The organism is Streptomyces hesseae (assembly GCF_031845785.1).
Lineage (GTDB): Bacteria > Actinomycetota > Actinomycetes > Streptomycetales > Streptomycetaceae > Streptomyces > Streptomyces hesseae.
In genome coordinates, this window is record NZ_JAVRFI010000008.1 from 218,341 (window position 1) to 233,104 (window position 14,764).

Genomic DNA, 14,764 nt, shown 5'->3' on the forward strand with positions numbered 1-14,764 from the left:
CCATGAAGCGCTGGAAGCGCTCGGCCGACTCCTTGCTCCCGGCCGTCACCGTGAACACATCCGGCGTCATGAACGCCGCCAGCCGCTCACGCGTCTCAGGGGCGAGCGCATCCCAGGCCGCTCGATCCAGCCGTGACTGCGCCGCAGCTTCCGCACTGCCAGTTTCCATTGTTGAGTTGCCTCATGTCCGAAGATCCACATGCGGGACAGTTCATGTGCGTCTCCCAAGTGATGATGTCAGCCGATTCCCAACATCGGTAGTGCAAGTTCACCCGTGCACAGTTCTGTTTTTAATGGACCGGCGCGCTCGGACGGCGCGTTGGGACTACGCCCAGAGCTGGCCGTGGAGGGTCTCGACGGCCTCTTCCGTGGTGGCGGCGGTGTAGACGCCGGTGGACAGGTACTTCCAGCCGCCGTCGGCCACGATGAAGACGATGTCGGCCCGCTCCCCCGCCCGTACGGCCTTCCGGGCGACGCCCAGCGCGGCGTGGAGCACCGCGCCGGTGGAGATGCCCGCGAAGATGCCCTCCTCGGCGAGGAGTTCGCGAGTGCGGCGGACGGCGTCCTCGGAGCCCACGGAGAAGCGGGTGGTGAGGACGGAGGCGTCGTAGAGCTCGGGCACGAAGCCCTCGTCGAGGTTGCGCAGGCCGTAGACGAGGTCGTCGTAGCGCGGCTCGGCGGCGACGATCGACACATCCGGCTTGTGCTCGCGCAGATAGCGGCCGACGCCCATCAGGGTGCCGGTGGTGCCGAGTCCGGCCACGAAGTGGGTGATCTCGGGGAGGTCGGCGAGGATCTCGGGGCCGGTGGTCGCGTAGTGGGCGCCGGCGTTGTCGGGGTTGCCGTACTGGTAGAGCATCACCCAGTCGGGGTGCTGCCCGGCCAGTTCCTTGGCGATGCGTACGGCCGTGTTGGAGCCTCCGGCGGCGGGCGACGGGATGATCTCGGCGCCCCACATGGCCAGCAGGGAGCGGCGCTCCTCGCTGGTGTTCTCCGGCATCACGCACACCATGCGATAGCCCTTGAGCCTGGCCGCCATGGCGAGGGAGATGCCGGTGTTGCCGGAGGTGGGCTCCAGGATGGTGCAGCCGGGGGTGAGCCGGCCGGCCTTCTCCGCCTGCTCGATCATGTGGAGGGCGGGGCGGTCCTTGACCGAGCCGGTGGGGTTGCGGTCCTCCAGCTTGGCCCAGACGCGGACGTCCTCGGCCGGGGACAGACGCGGCAGGCGGACGAGCGGGGTGTTGCCCACCGCGGCCAGGGGGCTGTCGTAGCGCATGCGGGGCGCGCCGGGATCAGACCGCGCCGCCGGCCACGGCCGGGAGGATCGTCACGCTGTCGCCGTCGCCGAGCTCGGTGGTGATGCCGCCGAGGAAGCGGACGTCCTCGTCGTTGAGGTAGACGTTGACGAAGCGGCGGAGCTCGCCCTTGTCGTCGACGAGGCGTTCCCGGATGCCCGTGTGCCGGGTCTCGAGGTCCAAGAAGAGCTCTTCGATCGTGGCGCCGCTGCCCTCGACGGCCTTCTGTCCGTCGGTGTAGGTGCGGAGGATGGTCGGGATGCGGACCTCGATGGCCATGGGGTGCTCCTGTCGGAGTGCGGAGAGGTGCCTGGTTCCAGAGGGAGAACGGTGGGCGCATCGTATCGATTCCCCGTGCGCCAGCCGTATGTTCGTCCCGGTATGCGGGATAAGCGGTCTCAGCCCTCAGTACGCCGGGACGACCTTCACATCCTCCTCGGTGACCTCGCCGTCGACGATGCGGAACGAGCGGAACTGGAAGGGGCCGGATCCGTCGGTGTCGGCGGTGGAGACGAGCACGTAGTGGGCGCCGGGTTCGTTGGCGTAGGAGATGTCGGTGCGGGAGGGGTGGGCCTCGGTCGCGGTGTGCGAGTGATAGATGACGACCGGTTCCTCATCACGGTCGTCCATCTCGCGATAGAGCTTGAGCAGGTCGGTCGAGTCGAACTCATAGAACGTGGGCGACCGGGCGGCGTTCAGCATGGGGATGAACCGCTCGGGCCGTCCGCTGCCCTCGGGGCCCGCGACCACTCCGCACGCCTCGTCGGGGTGGTCGGCGCGGGCGTGCTCGACGATCCGGTCGTACAGGGCCTGGGTGATGGTCAGCATGCGCGCCAGGATAAACGCGGAACAGGCCCCGTACCGAGGGCGGTACGGGGCCTGTTCATTCAGGATTTACGCGGCCGGGGCTATGCGGCCGGCGTGTAGTCCTTGCGCTCGAACGCCTTGGGGTTGCGCTTCTTGAGCACGAGGTAGGAAACCCACATGATCGCGGCCCAGCCGGGCGCGCAGTAGAGGGAGACCCGCGAGTCCTCGTCGATGCCCATGAGCACGATCACCATGCCGATGAAGGCGAGGGCGAACAGGCTGGTCCAGGGGGCGCCCGGGGCCTTGAGCTCGGACTGGGGCAGCTCGCCGCGGTCCGCCTTGCGGCGGTAGCGGAGCTGGGCGACCAGGATCATGATCCAGGCCCACATACCGGAGATGGTCGCGAAGGAGACGACGTAGTCGAACGCCTTGCCCGGCCACTGGTAGTTGATCCAGACGCCGACGAGCATCAGCGCGGCGGAGAAGGTCGTGCCGCGGAACGGCAGGCCCTTCTTGGACAGCTGGCCGAAGAACTTCGGGCCCTGGCCGTTGAGGGACAGGTCGCGGAGCATGCGGCCGGTGGAGTACATACCGGAGTTGCAGGACGACAGCGCCGCGGTGAGCACCACGAAGTTGACGATTCCGGCGCCGGCGGGCAGGCCGATCTTGGCGAAGGCCGCCACGAACGGGCTGACGCCGGGCATGAACTCGGCCCAGGGGACGATCGACAGGATGATGATGAGCGCGCCCAGGTAGAAGACGGCGATGCGCCACGGCACGGTGTTGATGGCCTTGGGCAGGGTCTTCTTGGGGTCGGCGGCCTCGCCCGCCGTGACGCCGACGAGCTCGACGGCCAAGAAGGCGAACATCACGATCTGGAGCGTCATCAGCGTGCCGCCGATGCCCTTGGGGAAGAAACCGCCGTGGTCCCACAGGAGGCTGAAGGAGGCGGTGTCACCGGCCTTGGAGAAGCCGAGGGTGATGACGCCGATGCCGATCAGGATCATGCCGATGATGGCGGTGACCTTGACCATCGAGAACCAGAACTCCAGCTCGCCGAAGAGCTTTACGGAGATCAGGTTGACGAAGTAGAGAATGACGGTGAAGACCAGCGCCGAGGCCCATTGTGGAATGCCCTTGTTCCAGTACTGGACATAGGCGGCCGCCGCGGTGACTTCGGTGATGCCGGTGACGACCCAGAAGAGCCAGTACGTCCAGCCGGTCACATAACCCCAGAAGGGGCCGAGGAACTCTCGGGCGTAGTCCGAGAAGGAGCCCGAGACCGGGCGGTACATGAGCAGCTCACCGAGCGCTCGCATGATGAAGAAGATGACCAGGCCTGCGATGGCGTAGGCCAGGATGAGGCTGGGTCCGGCCTTGGATATGGCCTTGCCCGCGCCGAGGAACAGACCGGTGCCGATGGCGCCACCAATGGCGATCATCTGAATCTGTCGGTTACCGAGTCCCCGCTCGTAACCTTCGGAAGCTTCCTGTCCGCTTCCTTCTCCGTCCCGCACTGCGGTGCGGTCCGCGACCTGCTCAGAGGTCATGGTGGTGCGCCTTTCTCCATACCGATCCGGTTGCTCCGGATCGGGTACCGATCCCCCCGGATGGAGTCCTGCTAGGTGCCGACGGTCGGCCGGCTCAGCGCCCCCGCCGTGACAGGGGTGGCGTCACGGAGGCAGGTCGGCAAGAAGTATCACGTCTAAAGGCGAGATCAATGTGAGTGTTGTGGCGCATGACACAAATAAATCAGGACAAAAGCAAAGACGGCGGCTTAATTGCCGCCGTCACAGTGACGTGATCGTTATTCGGAATTGAGCGTTCGGTGAGCGAACACCCGAAGAATCCTCCGAATACCGGAAAGTAACTTCAGGAAGTGAGCGCCTCCACCAGCGTCTCCTGGAGTCCGCCGAGCCAGAGGTAGGCCATCACCATGGGCTTGCGCGGGTCGCTGTCCGGCAGCCGGTAGAGGGCGTCGCCCTCGTCCTCGTCGCCGATCTCCAGCCGGGCCGCGATGGTCAGCCGGAGGTCGTTGAGCGCGCCCAGCCACTGCCGGCAGCCGTCGGGGTCCAGGCGCAGCACGGCGCCCCCCTCGCCGCCGGGGGTGAGGGAGTCCAGCGAGCGGACCACGCCGAGGGCGTCCTGGCGCTTGCGTTCGCGCAGGTCGTTCTCGGTGTAGCGGCGGAATTCGGCCGCGTGGGCGCGCTCCTGGCGGTCCTGCTCGGTGCCGGGGGTGCCGTAGGCGTCCGGGAAGAGACGGGCCAGGGCGGGGTCGGTCGGCGGCTCGCTGGGGCCTTCGGCGAAGAGCCGGGCCAGCGGGTCGGCGGCCTCGGGGCCGTCGGCCTCGCCGGGGCCGATCAGCTCCAGGAGCTGGACGGCCAGGCTGCGCAGGATGGAGATCTCGACCTCGTCCAGGGCGACGGCGGCCCCGCCGCCCGCGAGCGGCTCGAAGTGCCCCGCCATCAACGGTCCTGCGAGAGAGTCGCCCAGAGCCCGTAGCCGTGCATCGCCTGCACGTCGCGCTCCATCTCCTCACGGCTGCCGCTGGAGACCGTCGCCCGGCCCTTGTGATGAACGTCGAGCATCAGCCGGTGCGCCTTGTCCTTGGAGTAGCCGAAGTACGCCTGGAACACGTACGTCACATAACTCATGAGGTTCACGGGGTCGTTATGGACCAGGGTCACCCAAGGTACGTCGGGCTCAGCGACAGCGAAGGGCGATTCGCCCGTCTCGGGCCGTTCGATCTCGACCGGTGCAACACTCACGCTTCCCATGCTGCCACCCCGGCTGCCCCAACGCATAAACGCCCCCCGTCAAACGCCCCCGGATGAACGGCCACCAGAAATCGTCACTCTGACGAGTACCGGGTAGCATCTGATCCCATGAACGCTGCGGACCTGAGGCTCCCGGTCGATGTTCCCTCGACGGCCCTCTTCACCGACCGGTACGAGCTCACGATGCTCCAAGGCGCGCTGCGGTCCGGTACGGCGCACCGGCGCTCGGTCTTCGAGGTCTTCACCCGCAGGCTGCCCGAGGGGCGCCGCTACGGCGTCGTGGCGGGCACCGGGCGGGTCCTGGACGCCGTGGAGAACTTCCGTTTCGACACCGGCGTGCTGGAATTCCTCGCCGACCGGAAGATCCTCGACGAGGCCACCCTCGGCTGGCTGGCCGACTACCGCTTCCGGGGCGACATCTGGGGCTACCCCGAGGGCGAGGTCTACTTCCCGGGCTCCCCGGTGATGCGGGTGGAGGGCACCTTCGCCGAGGCGGTGCTGCTGGAGACGGTGATCCTGTCCATCCTCAACCACGACTCCGCGGTCGCCGCGGCGGCCTCGCGGATGTCGGTGGCGGCGGGCGAGCGGCCGCTGATCGAGATGGGCGCGCGGCGTACCCACGAGCTGGCGGCCGTGGCGGCCGCGCGCGCCGCCTTCGTGGGCGGCTTCACCTCGACCTCCGACCTCGCGGCCGGCTTCCGCTACAACATCCCGACGGTGGGCACCAGCGCCCACGCGTTCACCCTCCTCCACGACAGCGAGCGCGACGCCTTCCGGGCGCAGGTCGACTCCCTGGGCGAGGGCACGACGCTGCTGGTGGACACCTATGACGTGGCCGAGGCCGTCGCCATGGCGGTGGAGATCGCGGGGCCGGGCCTGGGGGCCGTCCGGATCGACTCCGGCGACCTGCTGCTGCTCGCCCACCGGGTGCGCCGGCAGCTGGACGAGCTGGGCGCCAAGGACACGAAGATCATCGTGACCAGTGACCTCGACGAGTACGCCATCGCCTCGCTGGCCGCCGCGCCCGTGGACGCCTACGGCGTGGGCACCCAGCTGGTGACCGGCAGTGGTCACCCGACGTGTTCGATGGTCTACAAGCTGGTCGCCCGGGCGGACGAGGACGGCGCGGACGCGCCGCTGCGGCCGGTGGCGAAGAAGTCCATGGGCGGCAAGGCGTCCGTCGGCGGCCGCAAGTGGGCCGCGCGCCGCCCCGACGCGTGCGGGGTGGCGGAGGCCGAGGTCGTGGGCACCGGGGAGGTGCCGGCGGAGCTGGTGGACCGGCAGCTGCTCGTCCCGCTCGTCCGGGGCGGCGAGGTCGTCGCCCGGGAGCCGCTGAGCGCGGCGCGCGACCGGCACGCGCAGGCGCGCGCGGCGCTTCCGATGTCGGCGACGCAGCTGTCGCGCGGTGAGCCGGTGCTGCCCACGGAATACCTCTGACCGGGCGCCCGAGTGCCCCTCCCATTACGGAACAGGACTCACTACCCTCGGTCACGTAAGGCTGATCCGCACAGCCGGCCGAGGGTTCTCGACAGAAGGATCCGCACCATGACCCGTGCACTGATCATCGTCGACGTGCAGAACGACTTCTGCGAGGGCGGCAGCCTCGCGGTGGCCGGCGGCGCCGACGTGGCCGCGGCCATAACGGACCTGGTGGGCGAAGCCCCCGCCGGGTACGCGCACGTGGTCGCCTCGCGCGATATGCACATCGACCCGGGATCCCATTTCTCGGACAGCCCGGACTTCGTCGACTCCTGGCCGCGGCACTGCGTGGCCGGCACCGAGGGCAGCGGCTTCCACCCCAATCTGGCGCCCGCCCTCGCCTCGGGCGCGGTCCAGGCGGTCTTCGACAAGGGTGCCTACGAAGCGGGCTACAGCGCCTTCCAGGGCACCGACGAGAACGGCGCGGGGCCGGCGGACTGGCTGCGGGGGCGCGGGGTCACCGAGGTGGACGTGGTCGGCATCGCCACGGACTACTGCGTACGGGCGACCGCGCTGGACGCCCGGCGGGAGGGGTTCGCCACGCGGGTGCTGCTGGACCTGACGGCGGGAGTCTCGCGGGAGACGACGGACCGCGCCCTCAAGGAGCTCCAGGAGGCGGGCGTGGAGCTGAGCGGCAAGCCGGTGGTCCAGGGCGGATAGCCGCCCCGGACCGGTGGTCCGCTAGCCGCCGGACGGGCCGGCTCCGGCGCGTACCAGCCGTGCGATCGGGTGCCAGGACTCGGTGTCGTCGTGGACGGCCGGCTGCCAGACCATCCCGTCGGGGTGGTGGAGCACGGCCGTGATCTCGTCGGGGGTGGGCGGTTCCGTGTTGCCGCGCAGATAGACGGCGCGCAGCCCGAGGTTGCGGAGCCGGGTGAGCGCGCGCTGGCGGTTGACCGCGTGGACCAGCACCCGGACCCGGGTGTCCGGTGGGGCCGCGCCGCCGGGCGGGGCGGTCAGGGACAGGGCGACGACGACACTGCCGTCGGGAAGCCTGGCGTATCCACCGCCTGCCATCAGCCTCTCGTCTCCCTTGAAGCCGAGGGCGTCAGTAAGACCATCATGAAAGGCATTCTCAAGCCGGACGGCCGCCGTCCGCCAGGGGACGACGGCCGCCGGTGGCTACCGCGGGGTCACTTGCCGGCCGGGCCGACCTGAAGCGTCATCGAGGAGCCGTTGAGGGCCTCGGTGAGGATGCGGATCCGGGTGTTGGTATCCGTGATCTTCACACCGCCGGTGGGGTTCGCCGGGTCCACGTAGGTGTTCTTGTGGTCGTCGAACACCGGGACGCCCAGCTTGCCCTTGACGCGAGTGGCGACACCGTTGTTGTGGGCGGTGAAGCCGTCGGTCGGGTACCAGCTGAAGGTCGAGTCGTACGCCTGGAAGCGGTTCTTCATCAGCGAACCGTCCGCCCACTTCTCGGCCTTGGGGTGGGCGTCGATCGGCAGGATGCGGCCGGTGCCCGGGTGGACGCCGACGTTGTTGTCCGCCTGCGAGGTGTCCCACTGCCAGATCAGCAGGCCGTTCTGGTACGGGTAGTGCTCGACCCAGCCCGGCTTGGTGTTCTTCCAGCCGAAGTTGTACGGGCCGACCTTGAGGGTGCGGTCGTATGACACGTACTGGCGGTTCTCGGCGATGTAGTACTGCGGGTAGTCCTTACTGAAGGACGCGCCGATGCGCGAGAAGCCCTTCGACGTCCAGCCGTTGTCGCCGTTCTCGGCGCCGTCGGTGAAGACGTTCGCGCCGTCGGCGGTCAGGCTGATGGCGTCGGCGGTGAAGCCCTTGCCGGCGGTGCCGCCGTCGGTGGCGTAGCGGAAGCGCAGGTCGATCTTCTTGCCCGCGTAGGCGTCGAGCGGGAAGGACAGCTTCTTGTACACGCCGGAGACCCCGGTCAGGGCCGGCTTGTCGCCACCGTCACGGGTGATCGTCTTGCCGTCGGCCGTGCCGTCGACGGGCGTCCAGTTGGCGCCGCCGTCCGTGGACACCTCGGTGTAGAGGTAGTCGTAGTTCTCCTCGATGTCCCACCAGCCGGACAGGTCCAGGGTGGCCTTGGACTTGCCGGTGAGGTCCACCGGGCGGGAGAGGGTGTTCTTCAGGTCATCGCCCTGGCCGCTCCACCACTGGGCGGCGCCCTCGGCGGGCTTCACGACGTCGGTGGTGACCTTCTTGTCGGGGAGGCCGACGACGAGCGCCTGCTTGTCCTTGGTGTTGTACTCGGCGACACCCAGCTTGTGGGTCGACTTCGTCGCGGCCTTGGCCTTGTCGTAGTTGAGCCAGCCGAGCTGGAGCTTGTCCCAGGCGCTCATGTCGCCGGGCATGTCGCCGATGGTGTCCTTGCCCTCGCCGAGCCAGGAGCCCGAGGACATCAGGGACCAGTAGGCGACGGAGGACTCACCGGTGCCGGTGGTGTCGTACTCGTCGGGGAGGCCCAGGTCGTGGCCGTACTCGTGGGCGAAGACACCGAGGCCGCCGTTCTCGGGCTGCATGGTGTAGTCGCCGACCCAGATGCCGGTGTCGCCGATCTGGGTGCCGCCCGCCTTGTTGTCCGCGGGGCCGGTCTTGCCCGCGTCGGAGCCATAGGCGTACCAACGGTGGGCCCAGATGGCGTCCTTGCCCTGCGCGCCGCCGCCCGCGGACTCGTCCTCGCCGGCGTGGACGATCTGGAAGTGGTCGATGTAACCGTCGGGCTCGTTGAAGTTGCCGTTGTGGTTGTAGTCGTTGCGGTCCCACTGGTCGTACTGGGCGAGGGTCGCCTTGATGTCGGCGTCGCTGCGACCGGCGGCCTTCTGGTCCTTGACCCACTGGTTGACGGCGTCGCGGATCAGGTCCCAGGCGCTGGGGCAGTTGGTGGAGCCGCAGTAGTTGGAACCGTAACGGGCCTCGTTCCACGGGACGCGGACCCAGTCGGTGACCTGGCCGTCGACCGAGTAACGGCCGGACGACTGCTTCTCGTAGTACTTCGCCAGGGACTCCTTGTTCTTGTCCTTCGAGAAGTACAGGTCCTGGAAGTACTGGCGGTTGTAGTCCTTCTGCCAGGCCGTGCTGTTGTCCTTCGCACGGTCCGGCTTGGCTATGGTGTTGTGCGCCGGGCCGGGCGTACCGCCGTACTTCTTGACGGGCGGCTTGGGGCCGTCGGGCCCGTCCGGGTCGTACATGGTGGTGTCGTCGACCTTGTCGCCGAAGTCGACCAGGATCGTAAATATCTTGTCGGTCTTCTCACGGCCGAGCTCGACGTACTTGTCCTTGCCCAGCTGGACGACCTTGGAGGCGCCGCGCTGCACCGGCTTGGCGTCACCGGCGACGACCTGCTCCACCGCCGCCTTGCGCTGAGCTTCCTGCTTCTTGCTGAACGGGCCCTTGAGGTCGTGCTCCACACCGGGCTTGACCTGCGCCGGGTCCTGACGCTGGACATGGGTGGGGCCCTGGTCCGCGCTCGACGGGCCGGTCACGCCCGCCGCCTGCGCGACACCCGCCGCCAGGGTGCCCGTACCGAGCGCAGCGACCACGACGGCCGCCGCCGCGGATCGGACGACCCTCCGATGGCTGATCTTCACTTGTGAATGTCCTCCCCAGTAAGAACTGTGGAGGTATTTGACCTGAGTGACGCAAGAAAAGACAGATCTTGACCATGGCGAGCAGAGCAAGTACGTTATCCGGCCTTTAAGTTGCGGATAACGGGCGTCAATGGGCGAGACCGGGCGCGCTCGACTCACTTGACGACATACCAAACGCCCCCGTGCGCCCCTTTCGCTCCGGGCACCGTGGGTTAGGTCACGCTTACCACCAGTTCCCCCAGGGCAAAGAGCATCGTAGAGTCGAAGTGCGGTACGTACCAACGGCACGTACCGCCAGACTCCGGCCCCCTATATCCCCCCGCATATCGATGCCTTGAGGACGGATACCGCCATGCCGCGTCCGACTCCTGCACAGATCGCTTACGGATCGGCCACCGTAGTCTTCGCCGGCGCCGCGCTCCTGCTACTGACCCCCACCGGGTCGACGCTGATGCTCGGCGCACTGGCCCTGGCCGCGCTCGTCCTCGGCTGTGCCGTGGCCGTCACCGTCCCGGCCCGCTCCCGCCGGGAACGCCAAGCGGCGGGCGCCGCCGCCCGGTTGCCCGAGCAGCGCACGCCCGCGCACGTGGGTTCCCACGCCGGTTCCGCCGTGGGGGAGCACTCACTCCACGGTTGAGACCACCACGGTCTTCGCCGCCTTGTCGTGGACGCACTGGTGGTACGGCTGGTCCCAGGTGCACCACAGCACGTTCACCAGCCAGAAGACGAAGCCGCAGCACGGCACGATCTCGGGCAGGGAGTAGACCGCGGCACGCGTCCACCCCGGCCGCCCTTCCGGGATCGCGCCGTTCTCCAGCATCGCCACCCGGATCTTCATCAGCATCTTGCCCACCGTCTGACCACGCGTGGTCAGCATCAGGCCCTCGTACACGAAGTAGACGACCGCGATGATGATGGACAGGCTGGTGGACCGCGCCTGGTCGTTCCAGGGGTCGTAGTTCCGCGTCGAGAGCGAGAAGATCAGGCTGATCGGGATGCTCACGATCAGCCCGTCGACGATGCGGGCGACGAGCCGCTTGAAGCGGTTCGCGAGCGGGGGCATACCGGCGAGGGGGTCCGGCCCGTAGGGGCCGGCACCGTATGGGCTACCGCCCGGCGGGCCGCCGTACGGGCCGCCACCGGGAAACGGACCGCCCGGGGGCGGACCGGGGTACGGCCCCGGGCCCCCGGGCGGGGCGCCTCCGGGGGGCGGTTCCTGCGGCGGGGGCGGCGGCTGATCGGTGCTCATGGCCCGAGTAGAACCCAGGGCACTTGAGGGCGCATCCGCCACTGTGCCGTTCGGGGGGCCTACTCCCCCGCCGACGCCACGAACGTTCGCGCCACCTTGTCATGCCAGCACTGCCGCCACGGCCGGTCGAACAAACCCCACACCACGCCGAGCACCCCCACCCCCACCACGCCGAGCACCCCGTACACCAGCCACCGCCGCACCGCCGCCCCCGTCGACGCCGTGTCGTGGGACTCGATGTCCAGCACCCGCACCCCGAACAGCTTCTTGCCCAGCGTGCGTCCCCACTTCGCGGTGGGCAGCGCCTCGTACAGCAGCCCGGCGACCAGCAGCACGCCCACCACGATCGCCAGATACGTGCCCGTCGTGCCGTCGAGGAGCCAGACCGTCACCGTCCGGCCGGTCTGCCGCGCCTGCTCCACCTTCCCGTCGATGTGCTCGACCGACTTCGCCCACAGCGGCACCGCGACAGCGCTGACCACTCCGCCCAGCACGGCGGAGTCCAGCAGCCGGGCGGCGAGCCTGCGGCCGAGCGCGGCGGGGCGGCCCTGTGCCTGGGCCGCGCGCAGGAACGGGTCGTCCTTGGGCGGCTTCCGCCACGCCGCGGCCGGCCCGTTCGGCTCGGCGACCGCGCCACCGGGCACGGCCTGCGGCCCCTGCTGGGCGAGCTGGTGCACCTGCTGGGCCCAGCCCACCGGCTGCTGCCGCTCCACGGGAACGGGCGCCGACTCCGGGCGCCGGGCAGGCAGGGCGGCCCCCTGGGACCCGGCCGGGGCCACCGAGGCCACCGGAGCCACGGGGGCCACCGGAGCAACCTCCCTGGCACGCTGGGCGGGCCACGCCAGCAGCGGCGCGGGCGGCCCGCCGGGCGCCGCGCCATGGGGCTTGGGCCGCAGGTCCAAGGTGCCCTGGCCGGGGCCCTGGCCGGGGCCCTGGCCGGGTACGGGGCGCTCGGCCCGCTCCGGGGCCACCGGCTCCACCGCGGGCAACTCGGGCAGCCGCGGGTCACGCGCCTGGGGCAGCGCGGCGGGACCGGAAGCGGCGACAGCGGCGGCACCACCCCAGGAGACCCGCTGGTCCTGGCCACTGTCCGCCTGCGCCTGCCATGCCCCACCGCCCGCCGGCCCGGGCTCCGGCTCCTCGTCCAGGAACACCGGCCCTGTCTCGTCCGCCGGCCGCCCCGCCACCGCCCGCTGCGCGACCGGCTCGGCGGACGCGGTGGACGCGGCGGGCCCAGGCGATACAGGCGTCACGGGCGGGACCGGCGCGGGAGGCCGCGCGGCGGCCGCCGACGGCGGCGGCGCGGGCATCGGCTCGCCCTCGGCGGGCGCCGGCCGGCTCGTACCGGGCACCCAGGCGGCACCGCTCCAGTAGCGGATGTAGCCCGGAATCGACGGGTCCGGATAAAAGCCCTGAGGGGGGCTGCCGTCGGCGGATCCCGAGATAGGTGCGCTCATGGTCTCCGGTGTCCCGTATCTGCTCGGCCGTACATAAGGGGTGGTCACCAGGTCTACCAGAACGCCCCTTCCTCTGTGACCGTCACGGGGCCGGTCCACTCACACGTGCGACTGAGGCATGGCCGCGCCGCCCGGCACGAAAATCTTGAAACTGTTCGCCGAAACCGCGTAATGAAACCCGTCCGGCGCACTCTCTCCGCCCGTAACCGATCCCGAGCAGAGAGGAGTGCGCCCATGCACACCGAGGTGGTACGAGACCTGGAGACCGACCTGGTGCTGTCGCCGGAACGCAGCGTTCCGGTGCCGGCCCGGCTGACCTACCGGACGGAGGACCCCTATGCCGTCCAGCTCAGCTTCCACGTCACCTCGCCACGCCCCGTGACCTGGACCTTCTCCAGGGATCTACTGATCGAGGGGGTGTTCCGGACAGCCGGTGAGGGTGATGTGCGGATCTTCCCCGGCAAGGTCGGCGGGCGGTCCGTGGTCTGTCTGGCGCTGTCCTCGCCGGAGGGCCGGGCGCTGGTGTCGGTGCCGGTGAAGGAGGTGTCGGGCTGGCTGGAGCGGACGCTGCGGCTCGTGGCGCCGGGTCTGGAGGGCCAGTGGCTGGCCCTCGACGAGGCCCTGGAGGAGCTGCTGACGTCCGGTGCGTAGGGCGGAAGGCACCGTTCGGGGAGGGTTGGGCGCGGGCGGGCTACCCGATGGAGTGACCGCCGCGCCGGCCCCGGGCCGATGAGGTCACGCCGGCGGGTCGAGGACCTTGCCGGGGTTGAGCAGCCCGAGCGGGTCGAAGACGGCCTTGACGCCGCGCTGGAGCTCCATCGCCACCGGCCCGGCCTCCCTGGCCAGCCAGTCCTTCTTCAGCAGGCCCACTCCGTGTTCGCCGGTGATGGTGCCGCCCAGCTCCAGCCCCAGGGCCATGATGGCGTCGAAGGAGGCCCGGGCGCGGCGTGTCTCGTCGGGGTCGGCGGGGTCGAAGCAGACGACGGGGTGGGTATTGCCGTCGCCCGCGTGGGCGACGACGCCGATGGTCAGGCCGTGTTCGCGGGCGATGGCGGTGGTCCCGTCCAGCATCTCGGCGAGCCGGGAGCGCGGTACGCACACGTCGTCGATCATCGTGGCGGGGCGCAGCCGCTCCAGCGCGGGCAGGGACATCCGGCGGGCTTGCAGCAGCAGTTCGGACTCGGCGGCGTCCTCGGCGGGGACGGCCTCGGTGGCCCCGGCGGCGCGGCACAGCTCGGCGACGGCGGCCAGGTCCGCGGCGGGGTCGGGGGTGTCGAAGGCGGCGAGCAGCAGGGCCTCGGTGCTCTCCGGGAGGCCCATATGGGCCATGGAGTTGACGGCCCGTACGGTCGTGGCGTCCATCAGCTCCAGCAGGGACGGCGCGTGTCCGCGCGCCATGATGTTCCGTACGGCCTCGCAGGCCGCGGCGACGGAGGGGAACTCGGCGGCGAGCGCCAGTTGCGCCGGCGGCGCGGGCTTGAGGGCCAGGACGGCCCGTACGACGATGCCGAGGCTGCCCTCGGAGCCGACGAAGAGCCGGGTGAGGTCGTAACCGGCGACGCCCTTGGCGGTGCGCCGGCCGGTGGTGAGCAGCCGTCCGTCGGCCAGGACGACGTCCAGGCCGAGGACGTATTCGGCGGTGACGCCGTATTTGACGCAGCAGAGCCCGCCGGAGGCGGTGCCGATGTTGCCGCCGATGGTGCACTGTTCCCAGCTGGAGGGGTCCGGCGGGTAGTACAGGCCGTGTTCGGCGACGGCGCGGGAGAGGGTGGCGTTGACGACGCCGGGTTCGACGACGGCGATCCGGTCGACCGGGTCGATCTCCAGGACGCGGTCCATCTTGACGAGCGAGAGGACGACGCAGCCGTCGGTGGCGTTGGCCGCGCCGGACAGTCCCGTGCGGGCGCCCTGCGGGACGACGGGGACACGCAGGGCGGTCGCGGTGCGCATGACGTGCTGGACCTGCTCGACGGTCCGTGGCAGGACGACCACGGCGGGCGTCCCGGCGGCGCAGAAGCTCGCCATGTCGTTGGCGTAGGACGTCACCACGTCCGGGTCGGTGATGACCGCCCCGGTGGGCAGCGCTTCGCTCAGGAGCTCGATCAGATCGCCCATGCCCCCACCCTGCCACCGTGCGGTGGCAGGG

At 69.9% G+C, this 14,764-nt stretch carries 16 protein-coding genes; 4 read left to right on the forward strand and 12 right to left on the reverse strand.

Annotation, left to right across the window (positions count from 1 at the left end; genetic code table 11):
• Nucleotides 1-95: 95 nt before the first annotated feature.
• From RM609_RS34510 to clpS, 7 genes are all read right to left on the reverse strand, one after another.
• Entirely contained in the window at nucleotides 96-215 is a 120-nt protein-coding gene (locus RM609_RS34510; RefSeq protein WP_126914323.1) for a transposase, read from the reverse strand.
• A 110-nt stretch (nucleotides 216-325) separates the two neighbouring features.
• Entirely contained in the window at nucleotides 326-1,276 is a 951-nt protein-coding gene (locus RM609_RS15635) for a PLP-dependent cysteine synthase family protein (RefSeq protein WP_311611354.1), read from the reverse strand.
• A gap of 16 nt (nucleotides 1,277-1,292) precedes the next feature.
• Complete coding sequence (locus RM609_RS15640; RefSeq protein ID WP_311611355.1) at nucleotides 1,293-1,574, reverse strand: MoaD/ThiS family protein; 282 nt, start codon at nucleotides 1,572-1,574, stop codon at nucleotides 1,293-1,295.
• A 126-nt stretch (nucleotides 1,575-1,700) separates the two neighbouring features.
• The gene (locus RM609_RS15645) at nucleotides 1,701-2,123 is read right to left on the reverse strand and encodes a M67 family metallopeptidase (RefSeq protein ID WP_311611356.1); all 423 of its coding nucleotides are present in this window, start codon (nucleotides 2,121-2,123) and stop codon (nucleotides 1,701-1,703) included.
• 80 nt (nucleotides 2,124-2,203) lie between these two features.
• Complete coding sequence (locus tag RM609_RS15650) at nucleotides 2,204-3,652, reverse strand: amino acid permease (protein WP_311611357.1); 1,449 nt, start codon at nucleotides 3,650-3,652, stop codon at nucleotides 2,204-2,206.
• A 322-nt stretch (nucleotides 3,653-3,974) separates the two neighbouring features.
• Nucleotides 3,975-4,568, reverse strand: a complete 594-nt coding sequence (locus RM609_RS15655) for a DUF2017 domain-containing protein (protein WP_311611359.1) — start codon at nucleotides 4,566-4,568, stop codon at nucleotides 3,975-3,977.
• A complete protein-coding gene (clpS, locus tag RM609_RS15660) occupies nucleotides 4,568-4,879 on the reverse strand; it encodes an ATP-dependent Clp protease adapter ClpS (protein WP_311611360.1) in 312 nt (103 codons plus the stop codon). The genes RM609_RS15655 and clpS overlap by 1 nt, the downstream gene beginning before the upstream one ends.
• 108 nt (nucleotides 4,880-4,987) lie before the next feature.
• Between clpS and RM609_RS15665 the strand changes: the two genes are divergently transcribed.
• Together RM609_RS15665 and RM609_RS15670 are read left to right on the forward strand one after the other, a co-directional pair.
• Nucleotides 4,988-6,316 (forward strand): nicotinate phosphoribosyltransferase, encoded by a 1,329-nt coding sequence (locus RM609_RS15665; RefSeq protein ID WP_311611361.1) that lies wholly within the window; start codon nucleotides 4,988-4,990, stop codon nucleotides 6,314-6,316.
• A 108-nt stretch (nucleotides 6,317-6,424) separates the two neighbouring features.
• A complete protein-coding gene (locus RM609_RS15670) occupies nucleotides 6,425-7,018 on the forward strand; it encodes an isochorismatase family protein (protein ID WP_311611362.1) in 594 nt (197 codons plus the stop codon).
• A 21-nt stretch (nucleotides 7,019-7,039) separates the two neighbouring features.
• Here RM609_RS15670 and RM609_RS15675 read toward each other — a convergent pair whose 3' ends face one another.
• Together RM609_RS15675 and RM609_RS15680 are read right to left on the reverse strand one after the other, a co-directional pair.
• Nucleotides 7,040-7,375: a hypothetical protein gene (locus tag RM609_RS15675; protein WP_311611364.1), complete on the reverse strand. Its 336-nt coding sequence runs from the start codon at nucleotides 7,373-7,375 to the stop codon at nucleotides 7,040-7,042.
• A gap of 116 nt (nucleotides 7,376-7,491) precedes the next feature.
• Nucleotides 7,492-9,912 (reverse strand): immune inhibitor A domain-containing protein, encoded by a 2,421-nt coding sequence (locus tag RM609_RS15680; protein WP_311611365.1) that lies wholly within the window; start codon nucleotides 9,910-9,912, stop codon nucleotides 7,492-7,494.
• A gap of 352 nt (nucleotides 9,913-10,264) precedes the next feature.
• On the opposite strand from RM609_RS15680, the gene RM609_RS15685 reads away from it, so the two are divergent.
• Nucleotides 10,265-10,549, forward strand: coding sequence for a hypothetical protein (locus RM609_RS15685; RefSeq protein ID WP_311611366.1), 285 nt, complete (start codon nucleotides 10,265-10,267; stop codon nucleotides 10,547-10,549).
• Here RM609_RS15685 and RM609_RS15690 read toward each other — a convergent pair.
• Together RM609_RS15690 and RM609_RS15695 are read right to left on the reverse strand one after the other, a co-directional pair.
• Nucleotides 10,535-10,975, reverse strand: a complete 441-nt coding sequence (locus RM609_RS15690; RefSeq protein WP_438828444.1) for an RDD family protein — start codon at nucleotides 10,973-10,975, stop codon at nucleotides 10,535-10,537. The two genes, RM609_RS15685 and RM609_RS15690, sit on opposite strands and share 15 nt — an antisense overlap.
• Before the next feature lie 245 nt (nucleotides 10,976-11,220).
• Nucleotides 11,221-12,618: an RDD family protein gene (locus RM609_RS15695; protein ID WP_311611369.1), complete on the reverse strand. Its 1,398-nt coding sequence runs from the start codon at nucleotides 12,616-12,618 to the stop codon at nucleotides 11,221-11,223.
• A 234-nt stretch (nucleotides 12,619-12,852) separates the two neighbouring features.
• Between RM609_RS15695 and RM609_RS15700 the strand changes: the two genes are divergently transcribed.
• A complete protein-coding gene (locus RM609_RS15700; protein WP_311611370.1) occupies nucleotides 12,853-13,269 on the forward strand; it encodes an SsgA family sporulation/cell division regulator in 417 nt (138 codons plus the stop codon).
• Between the two features lie 84 nt (nucleotides 13,270-13,353).
• Here the strand turns inward: RM609_RS15700 and RM609_RS15705 are convergent, their stop codons facing one another.
• On the reverse strand, nucleotides 13,354-14,733 hold the full coding sequence (locus tag RM609_RS15705) for an FAD-binding oxidoreductase (protein WP_311611371.1): 1,380 nt from the start codon (nucleotides 14,731-14,733) through the stop codon (nucleotides 13,354-13,356).
• Nucleotides 14,734-14,764: the final 31 nt, after the last annotated feature.

Bases quoted from the DNA above. Each gene is read 5' to 3' on its own strand.
- RM609_RS15690 (WP_438828444.1), bottom strand. From the start codon at position 10,975: ATGCCCCCGCTCGCGAACCGCTTCAAGCGGCTCGTCGCCCGCATCGTC.
- RM609_RS15635 (WP_311611354.1), bottom strand. From the start codon at position 1,276: ATGCGCTACGACAGCCCCCTGGCCGCGGTGGGCAACACCCCGCTCGTC.
- RM609_RS15645 (WP_311611356.1), bottom strand. From the start codon at position 2,123: ATGCTGACCATCACCCAGGCCCTGTACGACCGGATCGTCGAGCACGCC.
- RM609_RS34510 (WP_126914323.1), bottom strand. From the start codon at position 215: ATGAACTGTCCCGCATGTGGATCTTCGGACATGAGGCAACTCAACAAT.
- RM609_RS15670 (WP_311611362.1), top strand. From the start codon at position 6,425: ATGACCCGTGCACTGATCATCGTCGACGTGCAGAACGACTTCTGCGAG.
- RM609_RS15640 (WP_311611355.1), bottom strand. From the start codon at position 1,574: ATGGCCATCGAGGTCCGCATCCCGACCATCCTCCGCACCTACACCGAC.
- RM609_RS15695 (WP_311611369.1), bottom strand. From the start codon at position 12,618: ATGAGCGCACCTATCTCGGGATCCGCCGACGGCAGCCCCCCTCAGGGC.
- RM609_RS15655 (WP_311611359.1), bottom strand. From the start codon at position 4,568: ATGGCGGGGCACTTCGAGCCGCTCGCGGGCGGCGGGGCCGCCGTCGCC.
- RM609_RS15665 (WP_311611361.1), top strand. From the start codon at position 4,988: ATGAACGCTGCGGACCTGAGGCTCCCGGTCGATGTTCCCTCGACGGCC.
- RM609_RS15650 (WP_311611357.1), bottom strand. From the start codon at position 3,652: ATGACCTCTGAGCAGGTCGCGGACCGCACCGCAGTGCGGGACGGAGAA.
- RM609_RS15685 (WP_311611366.1), top strand. From the start codon at position 10,265: ATGCCGCGTCCGACTCCTGCACAGATCGCTTACGGATCGGCCACCGTA.
- RM609_RS15700 (WP_311611370.1), top strand. From the start codon at position 12,853: ATGCACACCGAGGTGGTACGAGACCTGGAGACCGACCTGGTGCTGTCG.
- RM609_RS15675 (WP_311611364.1), bottom strand. From the start codon at position 7,375: ATGGCAGGCGGTGGATACGCCAGGCTTCCCGACGGCAGTGTCGTCGTC.
- RM609_RS15705 (WP_311611371.1), bottom strand. From the start codon at position 14,733: ATGGGCGATCTGATCGAGCTCCTGAGCGAAGCGCTGCCCACCGGGGCG.
- clpS (WP_311611360.1), bottom strand. From the start codon at position 4,879: ATGGGAAGCGTGAGTGTTGCACCGGTCGAGATCGAACGGCCCGAGACG.